The organism is Bacteroidota bacterium (assembly GCA_016213405.1).
Taxonomy (GTDB): domain Bacteria; phylum Bacteroidota; class Bacteroidia; order Palsa-948; family Palsa-948; genus Palsa-948.
On the sequence record JACRAM010000063.1, the window covers coordinates 31,616 to 46,919 of the forward strand.

The window sequence follows — 15,304 nt, forward strand, 5'->3', positions numbered from 1 at the left end:
CAATATACAGTAAACAAAAAATACAAATGAAAAAATTGAATTTTTTTTTGACTATTTGCTTGTCTACTGTCTACTGCCTACTGTCTACTGGTTGCGATAGCAACCGAGTCTTCGAAGACAACATTGACATTCCCGATTATTCATGGGATGTGAAAAACAAACTTTCGTTTGATGTAACTATTGAAGATACCACAGCGCTTCATAATTTGTATGTGAACGTTCGCCACGCAAGCCATTATCCGTACGCCAATCTGTATATGTTCATCGTGATAAAATTTCCTAACGGAAAACTTGCGAAGGATACGCTCGAATGTGTTTTATCAGATGAAAACGGAAAATGGAAAGGTGATGGAATGGGAGACATCTGGGACAATCAGATTTTGTGGAAGCCCAAAGTAAAATTTCCCATCACAGGCAAATATACTTTTGAACTTGAACACGCCATGCGGATGGAGCAGGTTCCTTTCATCATGGATGTGGGATTGAGAGTGGAGAAGGCGGGAAAGAAATAAAAGCCCATCTCCCGCCTTCCCAAAGGGAAGGAGCAAAAAATTCTGTTAATAACTCTCGTTCGTTATCAGTTGTAATTTACCAAAGCGATTTAATTTTACACTCAAACAATTCCCCCCTCTCCTTGGGAGAGGGTTGGGGAGAGGCTTCAACTATGGCATTTTCCACCGCAGAAAAATTTCTTGATGATGCAGAAAAAAAAGTGTTCAATCCCGAACACCGAAGAAAGCTTTCTTTCAATATTTCTCAGTATGACAAAAAAGTAGTTGAAGGGAAAAAACAATATTCCAATTTAGAGCTTGCCAAGGAACGCGCTTCCGCGCTGAAAGCAAAAGTGATTGACAATCTTGACAAGTATCTCATAGAGTTCGAGGCAAACTTCATTAAGCGCGGAGGAAAAGTAATCTGGGCGCGCGATGCAGAAGAAGCCAATCAGGAAATCATTAAAGTGCTGAAACGCTTCAATACAAAAACTGTGGTGAAATCAAAATCCATGGTCACCGAAGAAATTCACATCAACGAGGCTCTGGAGAAAGAAGGCATCGAATCGCTCGAAACAGATTTGGGAGAATTCATCGTGCAATTAAGAAAAGAAGCGCCTTATCATATTGTAACTCCCGCCATGCACCTTTCCAAAGAAGATGTGGCGAAAACGTTTCACGAAGAAAAAGGAACTCCGATTGATTACACGCCTCAGCAAATTACTGCCTGGGTCAGAAAATTTTTGCGCGAGAAATATGTTTCTGCTGAAGCAGGCATCACCGGAGGAAATTTTCTCATAGCGGATATTGGCGGAGTTGCTCTCACAGAGAACGAAGGCAATGCATGGCTCTCTATGGCTTTTCCGAAAGTTCACATCGCAATTGTTGGCATAGAAAAAATAATTCCTTCGTTCGCAGACATGGAATTATTCTGGTCGCTGCTCGCCACGCACGGAACAGGACAAAATGTTACGGTATATAATTCCATTCTCACAGGACCGAAACAAAACGGTGAAACAGACGGACCGGAAGAAATGTATGTGGTGCTTCTTGATAACGGCAGAACCAATGTGCTTGAGCAGGTTGAACAACGCAGAGCGCTTCATTGCATCCGTTGCGGTGCCTGCCTGAATGCCTGCCCGATCTATCAGGGTGTGGGCGGACACACCTACGCATCTCCCTACAGCGGACCGATCGGCTCAGTTCTCACTCCGCAGTTGTGGGGCATGAAAGAATTTAAACATCTGAGTTACTCTTCATCGCTCTGCGGAAAATGCACAGAAGTCTGCCCTGTGAAAATTGATTTGCATAAACTGCTTTTATATAACCGGAGAGATTCGGTGAAAGAAAAATTTTCTTCGACAACAGAAAATCTCATGTGGGTTTTCTGGAAGAAGGCGATGATGAAGCGCAGGACAATGGAAAAAGGAGGATCGGCATTGAAAAATTTTATGCTCAACCAGTTTTTCAAAAAGCAATGGGGAAATAGAAGAGAACTTCCGAAAGTTGCACCGAAATCGTTTAATCAGTTGTGGAAAGAACAACATGGGATGAAGTAATGCTCTACCTCGCCCTCTCTGTTATGGAGGAAAAAAAAGAAAAATGAAAAAAATAAATACAACCACTTCAAGTCCTCCCCAACGGGGAGGATTTAGGAGGGGCTTTTTATTATGTCAAGAATTTTAACAGGCGTTCAAAGCACAGGAGTTCCGCACCTCGGAAATTTGCTCGGAGCAATCATGCCCGCCATTGAACTTTCAAGGAAGAAAGAGAATGAATCATTTTTTTTCATAGCGGATCTGCATTCGCTCACAACGGTTAAAGATGCGGAGATAAGAAAAAATAATACGTACGCAACTGCTTCCGCGTGGCTTGCTTTTGGTTTTGATACAGAGAAAAATACTTTTTACCGACAGAGCGATGTAACAGAAGTCTGCGAGCTAACCTGGTATCTTTCCTGCTTCAGCCGCTACCCGATGCTTGCCAACGCAACTTCTTTCAAGGATAAATCCGAAAGATTATCGGAAGTGAACGCAGGGATTTTCATGTACCCTGTGCTGATGGCTGCTGATATTTTATTGTATGATGCAAATTTTGTTCCTGTTGGAAAAGATCAGAAACAGCATCTGGAGATGACACGCGACATCGCTACAGCATTCAATAATCAATACGGAGAAACACTGGTCGTGCCCGAAGCGCTGATGGACGAGCGCGTAATGATAATTCCGGGAATTGACGGACAGAAGATGAGCAAGTCGTACAATAATTACATCGATATTTTTCTTCCTGAAAAAGATGTGAAAAAAGTGGTGATGAATATTGTTACGGACGCTACGCCTTTGGAAGCACCGAAAAATCCTGACACTTGTAATGTGTTCAAATTGTATGCGCTTCTGGGAAATGAATCACAAGCGAAAGCGATGAAAGAAAAATATTTAAAAGGCGGATACGGATACGGACATGCGAAGACTGAGCTTTTTGAGCTCATCATGGATAAATTCAAAACTCAGCGCGGAGAGTTTACCCGATACATGAGCGATAAAAATGAACTGGAGAAAAAATTATTGCTGGGTGCGGAGAAAGCGAGAAAAGTTGCCGGTGTCGTTTTGAAACGAGTTAGAGAAAAGCTCGGATACTAATTATTCAGGGCTGAAGCCCATGTGACATGCATTTATTAACCCCGACCTTAAGGTCGGGGCTACAACAACAAGATACATCAAAGGGTTTAGCCCTGATAGAAATGGCACCCAAGAAAAAACTGCTGATACAAAACGATTATGACTTTTTTCTTTTCGGAATCAGTTGCGGAGAAAAACCATATCGCCTGTGCTGGGCACTGAATAATCAATTGAAAACAGCTTTCTCAAAAGGCAAGGATATGGAAGTGCATGAAAAAAATCAGGCAGAACAATCGAAGTTCTCCGTGTTTGCATACCACAACGAAGAAATGTTTACGGATTACCGGATCATTTTAAATAAATCAGAAAATAAATTTCTTGTTTCCGAATACAAGCACGCTGATTATCTGTTGATGGTGCAGGGCGGAATTCCGTTCTCAGAAAAAAATTCCATCCTGAAAAAAGTAAAAGAAGTGGCGTTTGTGCAAACTGCTTTTGAGATAGACCCGAAAAAAATAAAATCAAAAGAAAATTTTGTCTTCTGATGATAAAGTATAATAAAACAAAAATAATAGCCACGGTGGGTCCCGCATCTTCCTCGGAAAAAATTCTGGAGAAGATGATAAAAGGAGGAGTAGATATTTTCCGTATTAATTTCTCTCACGGCTCGTATGAAGATGTAAAAAAAGTTATTGCTGCTATTCGTAAGCTGAATAAAAAATTAAATACCAACATCGGCATACTTGCCGATTTGCAGGGACCCAAAATCAGAATCGGCAAAGTCAAAAATAATTCCGTTCATCTGAAAGAAGGAAAAATAATTTCATTTACCAGCAAGGAATGTGTTGGCGATGCATCAAAACTCTATATCAATTACAAACATTTCCCCTCGGATGTTTCACCTGGCGAAAATATTTTAATCAATGATGGGAAATTCCTTCTCAAAATTATCAGCACGAATAAAAAAGATTTAGTAAAAGCAAAAATTATTCAGGGCGGCATACTTTCCTCCAACAAAGGAGTGAATTTACCAAATACAAAAATTTCTCTTCCGTGCCTGACAGAAAAAGATTTGAAAGATTTGGATTTCGCTTTGGAGAACAATGTTGAATGGATTGGGCTTTCATTTGTTCGCTCAGTGACCGATGTCGTGGATTTAAAAAAGAAAATTAAAGAAAGACACAAACACGCGCGTGTCATAGCGAAAATTGAAAAACCAGAGGCATTGAAAGAAATTGACAACATTATTGATCTTGCGGATGGAATTATGGTTGCCCGCGGAGATTTGGGCGTTGAACTTCCGATGGAGCAGGTGCCGATGATTCAGAAAATGCTGGTGGACAAATGCATCCGTGCATCGCGCCCTGTCATTATTGCCACGCAGATGATGGAGAGCATGGTAGAGAATTTTACTCCAACCCGCGCGGAAGTGAATGACGTTGCCAACGCGGTGATGGACGGAACGGATGCCGTGATGCTCAGCGCAGAAACTTCCGTTGGAAAATTTCCTGCGCAAGTAATTGAAACCATGCAGAAGATTATTGCAAGAGTGGAGCAGGAAGAAAGAATTTATTTCCGTGAGCACCCCCCGGTTTTGCAAACACAAACATTCATTTCAGATTCCATTTGCTACAATGCCAGCGTGATGGCAAGACAAGCGAATGTTTCCGCCATCGTGACAATGACCAATTCAGGATACACGGCTTTCAGAATTTCCAGCCATCGTCCGCGCGCGAACATTTTTGTTTTTACAGACAATCACACACTTCTTACTACGCTGAATTTAGTATGGGGCGTGCGCGGATTTTATTACAACAAATATGAAAGCACCGATAAAACCATGGAGGATCTGAAAAAGTATTTAAAAAAAGAAGGACTTGTAAAAACAGACGACCTTGTCATCAACACCGCGAGCATGCCTCTTATAGAAAAAGGCAGAACGAATATGCTTCGTTTAAGTCATGTGGAATAGAAAGCCCATCCTAAATCCTTCCCGAAGGGAAGGATTTAAAAAAATGCTACGAGAGAATTTTTCTCCCTTCCCGAAGGGAAGGGACGGGGATGGGCTCTAAAAAATAAAGCCGCCCGATCCCTCGGACGGCTTATCCCCATGAAAAACCCCCATCCCGCCCTTGGCGGAAAGGAATTTATTTTTATCAGAGTTTTACCTCGTGAATTCTGTGTATAGGTATTACGATGCCATTTTTTAAGATCAAGCGCTTGTCTGTCAATCCCCAGATGTGCGTTTCAATCTGCTTAATGCCGTCACTGTCTTCAAAAATAATTCTTGTTTTTCCTTTAAATGTATTTCCAAGAACTACTGCGCGTTCGAGCAGAGTTTTTCTGTGTTCGATTACACTTTTTTCAACAAGTACTTCCCCGTGCGGAAAATGGAGATGACTAATGTCTTCTTTTTGTACAGAAGTGATTACAGCGGTAGATAATTGTGTCATGCTCAAAAGTTTTGATTTCTATTTTTAACGACAATAGCTTCGTTTTGTTTTCAGAATTTAGACGAATGGCAGAAAAGTAAAGACGAGATGCCTAAAAATTTCGTCCTGTGTCAGACAACCGATGCAACCTTTAGGATTTTTTTTGTGCCTGGGAGTACTTTAAATCGGTTATCAATCCGGTAATTGATTACCCAAACGATTTTTCCATTTGATTCCAGTACATAAACGTATTCCTTTTCAGGGATGGGAATTTTCTGGTCAACAAAGAAGTCGCTGAGTTTCTTTTTCCCGTTCATGCCGAGGGGAAAAAAGAAATCGCCCCGTTTCCACTTCCTTATTATAAGCGGAAATGCAAGAGCGGAATAATCAAGATGTGCCACAGAACTGCTTTTGTCTTTTATTTTGGACAGATTTCCATTTATTATTTCTATTTTCAGTTTTAGATTTTCGTTCTGAAATTCATTTTGATTTTCTTTCAGAAGAAATTCTTTGTTTTCTTTATTAGCATGTTTTGGAGTGAGGATCAAAAAATCCCTGTCCTTAATAAGACGATAGGTGGGTGACAAGAATTTTTTTCCAGCTGTGGTGTACATCCGTTGCGCAATAAGTTCGGTAGTTTCAGGAGTGAAATCATACGCACGGAGCAATTCGTGAAGTAGTGTTTCCGCGTGCCCGCTGTCTTTAAGTTTTTTTATGTTGAGCAGAATGTTTTTCCCTTCTTCCACTACGATTTCCTTTTTCTTTTCCTCCACAAACTTTTTAAAAATTTCTCCCGCTTCTTTGAAGTAGGATAATTCTTTGGTAATGGTTTTTTCAAACCCCGCATTCAGTTTTTTGAGAGAGGGAATCAGGTGATGGCGGATATTATTACGCAGGTATTTATCAGTGAAATTACTGCTGTCTTCCCGCCACTTAAGATTATTTTCTTCCGCATAATCACGAATCATTTTTTTACCGGCAAACAACAGCGGGCGGATAATATTTCCGTGTTTTACGGGAACTCCCTGAAGTCCAGCGATTCCCGTTCCGCGCAGGATGTTAATGAAAAAAGTTTCAATGGAATCATCCAGATGATGAGCGGTGGCAATGAAGTCGTATTTTTTTTCTTTTGCCAGCCGTTTCAGCCATTCATAGCGCAAATCCCGCGCAGCCATCTGGATGGAAATCTTTTTCTTATCAGCATAGGATTTTGTGTTAAATTTTTTTTTGTGAAAAGGAACGTTGTATTTCTCCGCCAGCAATTTCACAAACTGCTCGTCTTCGTCAGATTCTTTTCCTCTGAGTTTAAAATTGCAATGAGCAATGCCGAATGAAAATCCTGCTTTGTGAAACAAATCGCACATCACAACGGAATCAACGCCACCGCTGACGGTGAGTAAAAAACAAAGCCCCTCCCTGTCCCTCCCCGTTAGGGAGGGAATTAGTTTTTCTTTTTGCAAAAACGATAGTAACTGTTCGAGCATATCCATACTTTCTGCTAAAATACACTTTCGGATTTTTCTACTTCATGCTCCCCTCCTAATGACAACCGAAGGTTGCGAGCATCGCTCGGTTGGGGTTGGGCTTTCAGTGCTTCAAACATTCCTTTTGTTTTGAGCAGACATTCTTCATATTCATTTTCTGGAATTGAGTTGGCGGTGATGGCACTTCCTACTTGAAACGAAAGATATTTTGAAGATGAATTATAGAGAATGCTTCGAATCACCACATTGAAATCAAAATCGGCCTCACCCCAAACAACCCCCGCCCCCTTTTCCTCTCTCCTTGAGGAGAGGGGATTAAGGGGTGAGGCAGGAGTGATATAGCCGACCGCTCCTGAGTACAATCCGCGTTTTGTTTTTTCATATTGCTCAATAAGTTCCATCGCGCGGATTTTCGGAGCGCCTGTCATTGAGCCCATCGGGAAGGCATTTTTAATTACATCCGCAAAGTGAACATCATTTCTCATCTCTCCGCTCACGGTAGAAATCATCTGGTGCCATTGTTTGAAGGTGTAAACTCCAAAAAGCTCGTCCACGCGCACATTGTCGCAGGTTCTTGATAAATCATTCCGCACCAAATCCACGATCATCACGTTTTCGCTTTTTTCTTTTTCATTTTGCAAAAGCAATTCTTTCAGTTCAATGTCTTCTGAAATAGTTACTCCTCTTCGTGCAGTTCCCTTTATCGGCTGGGAAATTATTTTTCTTCCGTCTTTTTTCAGAAAGCGTTCAGGGCTTGCGCACAGCAAATAATTGTCATTCATTCTGTAAAAAGCAGAGAAGGGAGCTTGTGAAGTTTCATTCAGTTTCAGAAAAACTTCCGCAGGATTTACCCCGTTGGAATTATTTCCTACGGGGTTTATTTCTGCTTGCTCAGAAAAAAACTCCATGCAGTAATTCATTTCGTAAATATCGCCTCTATGAATATGATTCTTTATTCTCTTGATGGTTCGGATATAGTTCTGCTTAGAAATTCTTTGTGAGATTTTTGGGGACGAGGGACGAGGAACGAGGGACAAGGGACAATTCAGAATTTCATGAAACAAATTCTCAACTTCTTCTTCGGAAGAAACTTCAGGCAGAAAACCAATTTCCACTTTATTCCCTTTGAGGCGGAAAACATATTTCGGCTGGAAGAAATGCATCTGAGGAAATCTAATGCCGCCCCCTTCCTCGCTCCTTCCCCCATTGGGGGAAGGAAGAGTTGGGGGTTCAATCTCATCCTTCAAATCATACGAGAGATAACCAAACAGCCAGTCATTTTTTTTCTGATGAAACTTTTTCAGCGCCTCAAAAGAATTTTCACAGGGGCTGATTTCCTCCATCGCATCAATTCCCGCAATGCAGTTATAGGTATTACCTGAAAATTCTGAACTATTGCTGCTATCCAGCACACAAAACCGCTCAATGTTTTTTGCGTAATGCAGCAATTTCTCTTTGAAAGAAATCACATTATCAATTTCAAAAGAAAACTGTTTTCTCATCCCGCTCCGACAAATGTACGGAGTCCGTCCTTTGGCGGACATAAATAATTTTTCTTTGGAGAACATGATATAAATGAAAATATCTTCATTTGCATGAAAACCCAACTAAGAAATGTTTGATTTCGTCTAAAAAAAACGACCCTTTGTCGAAAAGATGGCTCTTTGTGCTGATATATGAAGTATGAGTAGTATAATTGTACGCAAGTTCAATCGCCTAACCATAAGCCAATGAAACAAAAACTATTCGCCAGAGGACGAATCCCGACAAAGTCGGGATGCTCACCCTTGTTTTTAACTTTTGTTTTGCTGCTGTTTTTGGCAGGGCAGAATTTTTCAAATGCCCAGACCACGCAACTTATATTCGGGGCAACTCCAACGTACATGAATATTTCTAACGGCACTGCCGGAACTCCGATTTATCTGGTGATTGGAAATCCTGCCAACACAGCGATTGCGCGTACTGCCGGATGGATTATTTCGGAAGGAGAATACAATTATGTTCAATGGTCCGGCACCACTTCTCTTCCCACAACGTATGTAATTCCTTTTGGATACAGCAATACTTTTTATCTGCCGTTCACTTTTACCAAAACAGTGGGAGCCGCATCCGATTTAAGAGTTTCTACCTGGGCATCCGGAACGGATAACAAAGTAGCCGGTGCTTGGGCATCGGGTGTAACCAATATGTACGATCAAAACATTGGCGCAGATGGTTCTGTACAAGCCGTGATTGACCGGTGGTGGAGCATCAATGTACCCGTTGCATCAACTGCGAATCTTACTTTTTCATATAGAGGCTTGGCAGAAAATACAACGGATGCCAGTTTTGGCGGGCCCGGTGGCAACTTTGGCGCGCAACGATGGAATGGCGCCTATTGGCAAGCGCCTGTAGGAAGCAATCCGGGCGTTGTTGCGGGAGTAGGCGCGGTAACTGCAAATGCTATAAATACTTTTACTTCTCTTCCCTGGGTATTGTCAAAGACACTTGCCCCTCTTCCTGTAGAATGGCTTTCTCTTTCCGCAGAATGTAACCGCGGAGATGTAACCATCAGCTGGAGCACCGCCAGCGAACAAAATTCAGATTACTTTACGGTGGAGCGTTCTCTTGATGGAAATAATTTTTCCGCCATTGCCACTAAGCCCGCTGGAGGCAACACCAGCACCATTCAGAATTATTCAGCCGTGGATGCGGATGCCTACAGCGGAATTTCTTTTTACCGCGTGAAAGAAACCGACTTTAACGGAGCGTATATTTATTCAGGTACCATCACCGTAAGCGGATGCGCGGGTGACGATATAATTATTTACGGTGAAGAGGGTGGTGCAGCCATTAACATCAACGCATTGGAGGACGGGCAATACAACATTGAAATGTTTGATGTGCTGGGGCAGAAAATTACAGGGCAAATTGCAAATGTTACTGCCGGAAACAATCACATAAAACTTTCTCCGAACAATATTGCTTCTGCAATTTATGTGGTAAAAGTTTTTAATAACAATAATGCAATCGCTAAAAAAGTATTTATCCGTTCAGATTATTAAGCATGAGTTATACTGCACCCATAGAGAAAAAGAGTATGTCTGCCAACAAGACAGGTAAACAAACCTACGCGGACTACCTCAAAACTCCCGAGGGCTGGGGCTATGAACTTTTTGATGGCAACATCAGGGACATGGCTCCCGCGCCTTACACCAATCATCAGTCGGCTGCCGGTAATTTGTTTGCTGAACTTAAATTGCTTGCTGAAAAAAACAATCTCGGAAAAGTTTACATCGCTCCCACCGATGTATATTTTGACGAACATAACTGCGTGCAGCCCGATATTCTTTTCATATCAAAAGAAAGAGTGCACATCATCACCGAAAAGAACATACAGGGCGCGCCCGATTTAGCAGTAGAAATTGTTTCGCCTTCCACGAAGCATTACGACACTGTGGAAAAAAAGAATCTCTACCAGCGCTTTGGCGTAAAAGAGTACTGGATTGTTTTTCCGGAAGAAGAGAGAGTGATAATTTTTTCTCTGAAAAATGGAGCGTACCATTTACTCAGAACGTACACCAAAGCAGATGTTTTACATTCTCAAACTTTCAGCGCTTTTAAAATAGAACTGACAAAAATATTTACCCCCGTAATCCAACAATAAATATGCAACGTCAAATGAAAAAAGTTTATTTACTCACCCTCACGCTTGTTTCTGCAGGAATAGTAACAGTTAAGGCACAGAATATTTCCATTAATACTACAGGATTACCTAACTCTACCAGCAGCATGCTGGAAGTGTTGCAGCCAGCAGGTGCAGCAAGCGGAACAAAAGGTCTTCATGTGACACATGCCGGGGCAGCAGGCGGCACTGCTTACGCTATTTGGGCTGAAGCCACAGGTGCTGCAAACAAATACGCGATAGTTGTTCCTTCTACAGGAGGAAATGTAGGTATTGGAACTATAACGCCCACGCAAAAATTAGATGTTGCCGGAAATATTAATATGTCAACAGCCGGCTCTACAATTTATGCATCCGGGTCCCAGTCAACATACGGAGCGCTTACTATACAAGGCACTAAGAACGGATGGGGTGGAATTAATTTTAGAGATGGCGCAGGAAGCAATATGAAGACCTTGATGATATATCCATCATACTCCGGAATTTTCAACACCGCAGATAATAATTGGGATTGGTATTGGAATAATGGCGCTTTAGAAGGAATGAACGGATACACTCCCACCAACCAAATAATGCGCATGACTCCCAATCTTCACTTTAATTCAGTTACAGGAAATGCTGTGATTGTAAACTGGGATAACGGAGCAGTGGGAGCAGGAACACAGGAATTCAGAGTGGGAAATGGTGCAGGAGTTGATCAATTTTATGTTACTTCCAGTGGTGATGCTGTTACCGCACGCTATCATTATGCCCAGTATTTTAATTCCAGCGACAATGCTGTTGGAGCAGGCATTACTGGCGTAATGATAAAAGCGGGTGATAATTATTTAAGAACCGGAACTGCCGCTGCGGTAAATACATTTTTGGGTATAGGCGGGGCAGGGGGACAAGGATTTACTCAATCTAACGCTACTGCCTGCACGCGTTATGTTGGGGATAATACAAGTACGTATAGCGGTACCGGTGGTGTTTGTGCTTCGGGCTATACTACCGGAACTTGGTTTAATGTTGGCGGGCTTTCTATAACTCGTACAATTACTTCGGGAAACCTTGTAGCCGTGAATACACATATTCGCTGGAAAACTGATAACTACTCCTATTGGGCTCCAGAAACAGTTTGGTATAGAATTTTAAGAGATGGAGTAGAAATTGCCAGAAGCTCGATGTTTACTGCAGATATTGATTGGTATATATTAGAGGGAGATGGCAATATATTTTTCTATGATTCCGGAGCTTCTGCCGGCTCACATACCTATTCAATTCAAACAGCAATGGCTAATAACGCTGCTGGCACAGAAAGTTACTGGGTTCAAGACGGCTATATAACATTAATGGAAATTAAACAATAATAGTTTTAAAAATATACGATGAAAAAAATATATTTCGCTCTAACATTTTCTATATTACTCTTTTTTGCATTTAATACAAATGCACAGGATCGCAGGATTCGTAAGGACTTTGATGCAGGCACAATTTTAATATCTGTCAATCAAGAATTAAATAACGGCAATGAGTTTGACCAATCCTCAAAACCTTATCAAGAGGAGATTATTGGTATTGCGACTGGAAATAAAAACCCATCAAAAAAAAGTGATGTAGTTGCAAAAGAAGGCACAACTTATATTAAGGTTAATAATGAAAATGGCAATATTAAAAAGGGAGACCTTATAACTACATCATCTATATCTGGCGTTGGAATGAAAGCAACAAAATCAGGAATGGTCATAGGTATTGCCTTAGAAGACGCAAACCAAAATGATGGTATTGTTAAAGCAAAAATTTTAATTCAATACGTTAAACAATAATCGTCACCTAAGTAAAATAATTTTCAGATGAAAAAAATATATTTTATCTCCGCACTCCTCCTCTCCGCAATTTTCTTTTTCCCTCCCCAATGGGGAGGGTCAGGGTGGGGCTTCAGCCAAAACATCGCCATCAACACCACAGGTGCAGCGGCAGCCAACTGCGCCATATTAGATGTTTCTTCTGGAACATTAGGGTTGCTTATCCCGCGGCTGAACCTCACCGTCACAACCACCTACCTTCCGCTTACAGGCGCTGCGGTGGAGGGTTTAATTGTATACAACACCAATACCCCCACGGCAATAACAGGCACAGGAGCAGCCGGAGCCGGTTATTATTACTGGAGCGTAACAGCCGCGCGCTGGGTAAACCTCATTGATAACGTTGCTCCCGGCAGCGCGTGGATGTTAAACGGCAATACACTTGGCGCAGCAGGTTCTTTTCTCGGCTCCATTGATGCATACGATTTAGTTTTCAGAACAACCAACACAGACAGGATGACCATTTTAGCAGCTGGTAATGTTGGAATTAACGTTGCCCCAAGCGCAAGTTATCAGTTACTTGTTTCAAGCACTTTGGCAACAGCAGGCAATGCTACCATATACGGAGCATCAACTGGTGCTGCTAATGTGTATGGTGTGCTTGGTTCATCTTCTTCCGCAACGGGTATGGGGGTTTACGGTTTTAATACGGCTGCAGCCGGCACAGGTGTTCTTGGTTCAGGAAACAATATTGCCGGTTCTTATTTAGCAGGCGGCAGCGGTGGCGCTTTTGCAAGCACCAATGTAGGCGTGTATGGCTATGGAAATAATACTAACCTCAGTTATGGAGTTTATGGAGTAAGCGCAAATGCCAATGGTGTAGGAATGGTTGGAGTTAACACTGTTGCCTCAGGAGCAGGAACTGGCGATGGCGTTTATGGATCAACTATACAAAGCGGGGGAATGGGAGGATTTTTTACGAATACCAATACTTCAGGAACCGGACTGATCATAGCAGGCAATAATGCTGGCGCAACTTATTTAGTATCAGGAAGCGGTGGGTCGTTTATTGCTACTACAAAAGGTTTAATTTCAGAACAAAGCACTGCAAATGCTTCTGCATTAGGTACACTTTATGGTAATGGAGCCGATTACGAAGGAATATACTCTAGGGCTAATGTCCAATCAGACGGTGGCTGGGGATATTATTGGCATTTTGGAGTGCATGGAGAATTAGTTAGTACAAGTGCTTCTGGTACTGCAAATAGTGAACGTTGCGGTGGTGTGTTGGGTTCTTATGTTCAGGGTGGTTTGGGACAATGTGCTGGAGCTTTGGGGTATCATAGATACGCAGATAATGGATATTATGGAGGATGGTTTACCACTTCATTAACCAATGCAGCAAGCAAAATGAGCTATCAAGACACATCTTTACGGGTAGGTATAGGTTCTTTCAGCTCCTATTTAGGAGCCAATATACAAGGTGGAAAATATGGAATTTATTCAGAAGGTGCTGACTTTGCTCTTTATTCACATGGCAATGAATATAAAGATGGATTAGATGTTCATCTTCAAAATGTTGGCAATGAGAATAAGGCGATGTTCACAATGGTATCAAACAATGTTTCAATTCAGGCAAACGGTGTTGGAACATTAATGAATGGGGAATCTGAAATCGTGCTTGATAAAAATTTCATGCAAGTAGCATCCACTAAAGTACCCATGTCTATCAACGTTACTCCAATGGGTGAATGTAATGGGCTGTATGTTCAAAAAACTGAAAATGGGTTTATTGTTAAAGAACTAAATGGCGGAAAGAGCAGTATTGAGTTTTCTTACATAGTAATTGCTAACAGAACTGGATATGAAAACCCGGCAATTGCAAATAACTATGATGATCTTTTAAATAAACTAAAAGGCGATAAAGGAGAAGAAGCCCGTATGTCAGAATTTGATAATACAGTCCATAACGCTGCAACAATGACAAGAAGTACAGCATCCAAAAAAGATATTAAGATTCTTGAAACTCCCAAAGACAAATAAACTGGCACCCGTAAGAAAACAAGAAGACAAAAAAAGCCGGATGTTTTCTTCATCCGGCTTTTTGCAGTGCAGACGGCACCACTATCTTGAACTTAAATTAACTTGTAAAAATACCTTGAACTACCCTACCTATCACCGGGCACCGGTGCGTTCAATTGTATAGTTATGCTCGCAGTAGCAGTTTGACCTGATGAATTTGCTGCTGTAAGGTTATAAGTAAATACATCAGTCGGGGTGACAGTTTTTGAACCTGCTGCTACAGGTGTTACATTACCCACACCATTATCAATTGTAATAGTATCAGCATTTTCACTGGTCCATGAAAGTGTTACAGATTCTCCCAATTTTATAGAAGTAGGATTTGCAGTAAGTGTACACGTTGGAGGCGGTGGCAGCTTCACCCCGCCCGCCTGATTTCCGTTTGCATCAAACACAACCGGAGTGCCAACGCTGAGCGGTACGCTTGCGGGGTCCACATCTGCGGGTGTTTGAAACACATATTTTTTGAGGGTTACATCTTCTGTAATTTGTCCCGCTCCATTGCGGCTGCCATTATTCCCCGGAGGGTAAAGACTTTTTATTACTCCTTTTGCCATTGGTTTTAGGTTAAATAGTTAATTGGATAACTGATGTTACGCAGAAAAGCAATTAACCGCAGAGAACACAGAGAAAACAACACGCGGAGAGCCGCAGAGAAAATGCAATCTTGTATTCTCAGCGGTTCTCTGCGTAAAACCTCAGCGAACTCTGCGGTTGGGTTTCCATCCCTTCGGGAAAAAATGTATTTG

At 41.7% G+C, this 15,304-nt stretch carries 14 protein-coding genes; 10 read left to right on the plus strand and 4 right to left on the minus strand.

The window, feature by feature from the left end; translation table 11 throughout:
* Nucleotides 1-26: 26 nt before the first annotated feature.
* From HY841_07520 to pyk, 5 genes are all read left to right on the plus strand, one after another.
* Nucleotides 27-512 carry a gliding motility lipoprotein GldH gene (locus HY841_07520; GenBank protein MBI4930594.1) on the plus strand — a complete coding sequence of 162 codons (486 nt, stop codon included), beginning with the start codon at nucleotides 27-29 and terminating at the stop codon, nucleotides 510-512.
* A 152-nt stretch (nucleotides 513-664) separates the two neighbouring features.
* A complete protein-coding gene (locus HY841_07525) occupies nucleotides 665-2,050 on the plus strand; it encodes an iron-sulfur cluster-binding protein (protein MBI4930595.1) in 1,386 nt (461 codons plus the stop codon).
* Between the two features lie 111 nt (nucleotides 2,051-2,161).
* Entirely contained in the window at nucleotides 2,162-3,130 is a 969-nt protein-coding gene (gene trpS / locus HY841_07530) for a tryptophan--tRNA ligase (protein MBI4930596.1), read from the plus strand.
* A 101-nt stretch (nucleotides 3,131-3,231) separates the two neighbouring features.
* Entirely contained in the window at nucleotides 3,232-3,654 is a 423-nt protein-coding gene (locus HY841_07535; protein ID MBI4930597.1) for an IPExxxVDY family protein, read from the plus strand.
* A complete protein-coding gene (gene pyk / locus HY841_07540) occupies nucleotides 3,654-5,081 on the plus strand; it encodes a pyruvate kinase (protein MBI4930598.1) in 1,428 nt (475 codons plus the stop codon). The genes HY841_07535 and pyk overlap by 1 nt, the downstream gene beginning before the upstream one ends.
* Nucleotides 5,082-5,265: 184 nt before the next feature.
* Here pyk and HY841_07545 read toward each other — a convergent pair whose 3' ends face one another.
* From HY841_07545 to HY841_07555, 3 genes are all read right to left on the minus strand, one after another.
* Nucleotides 5,266-5,562, minus strand: coding sequence for a hypothetical protein (locus HY841_07545; GenBank protein ID MBI4930599.1), 297 nt, complete (start codon nucleotides 5,560-5,562; stop codon nucleotides 5,266-5,268).
* A gap of 110 nt (nucleotides 5,563-5,672) precedes the next feature.
* Nucleotides 5,673-7,025 carry a tRNA lysidine(34) synthetase TilS gene (gene tilS, locus HY841_07550; GenBank protein MBI4930600.1) on the minus strand — a complete coding sequence of 451 codons (1,353 nt, stop codon included), beginning with the start codon at nucleotides 7,023-7,025 and terminating at the stop codon, nucleotides 5,673-5,675.
* Nucleotides 7,026-7,039: 14 nt separating this feature from the next.
* Nucleotides 7,040-8,527 (minus strand): anthranilate synthase component I family protein, encoded by a 1,488-nt coding sequence (locus HY841_07555; GenBank protein MBI4930601.1) that lies wholly within the window; start codon nucleotides 8,525-8,527, stop codon nucleotides 7,040-7,042.
* A gap of 228 nt (nucleotides 8,528-8,755) precedes the next feature.
* On the opposite strand from HY841_07555, the gene HY841_07560 reads away from it, so the two are divergent.
* Genes HY841_07560 through HY841_07580 form a run of 5 tightly spaced genes read left to right on the plus strand, consistent with a single transcriptional unit; the run spans nucleotide 8,756 to nucleotide 14,516 of the window.
* Nucleotides 8,756-10,069, plus strand: a complete 1,314-nt coding sequence (locus HY841_07560) for a T9SS type A sorting domain-containing protein (protein ID MBI4930602.1) — start codon at nucleotides 8,756-8,758, stop codon at nucleotides 10,067-10,069.
* Nucleotides 10,070-10,104: 35 nt separating this feature from the next.
* Nucleotides 10,105-10,671 carry a Uma2 family endonuclease gene (locus HY841_07565; GenBank protein MBI4930603.1) on the plus strand — a complete coding sequence of 189 codons (567 nt, stop codon included), beginning with the start codon at nucleotides 10,105-10,107 and terminating at the stop codon, nucleotides 10,669-10,671.
* A gap of 14 nt (nucleotides 10,672-10,685) precedes the next feature.
* Complete coding sequence (locus HY841_07570; protein ID MBI4930604.1) at nucleotides 10,686-12,038, plus strand: hypothetical protein; 1,353 nt, start codon at nucleotides 10,686-10,688, stop codon at nucleotides 12,036-12,038.
* Nucleotides 12,039-12,056: 18 nt separating this feature from the next.
* Nucleotides 12,057-12,494 (plus strand): DUF2190 family protein, encoded by a 438-nt coding sequence (locus HY841_07575; GenBank protein ID MBI4930605.1) that lies wholly within the window; start codon nucleotides 12,057-12,059, stop codon nucleotides 12,492-12,494.
* Between the two features lie 27 nt (nucleotides 12,495-12,521).
* Entirely contained in the window at nucleotides 12,522-14,516 is a 1,995-nt protein-coding gene (locus HY841_07580) for a hypothetical protein (protein MBI4930606.1), read from the plus strand.
* Nucleotides 14,517-14,641: 125 nt separating this feature from the next.
* Here the strand turns inward: HY841_07580 and HY841_07585 are convergent, their stop codons facing one another.
* Nucleotides 14,642-15,112: a hypothetical protein gene (locus HY841_07585; protein ID MBI4930607.1), complete on the minus strand. Its 471-nt coding sequence runs from the start codon at nucleotides 15,110-15,112 to the stop codon at nucleotides 14,642-14,644.
* Nucleotides 15,113-15,304: the final 192 nt, after the last annotated feature.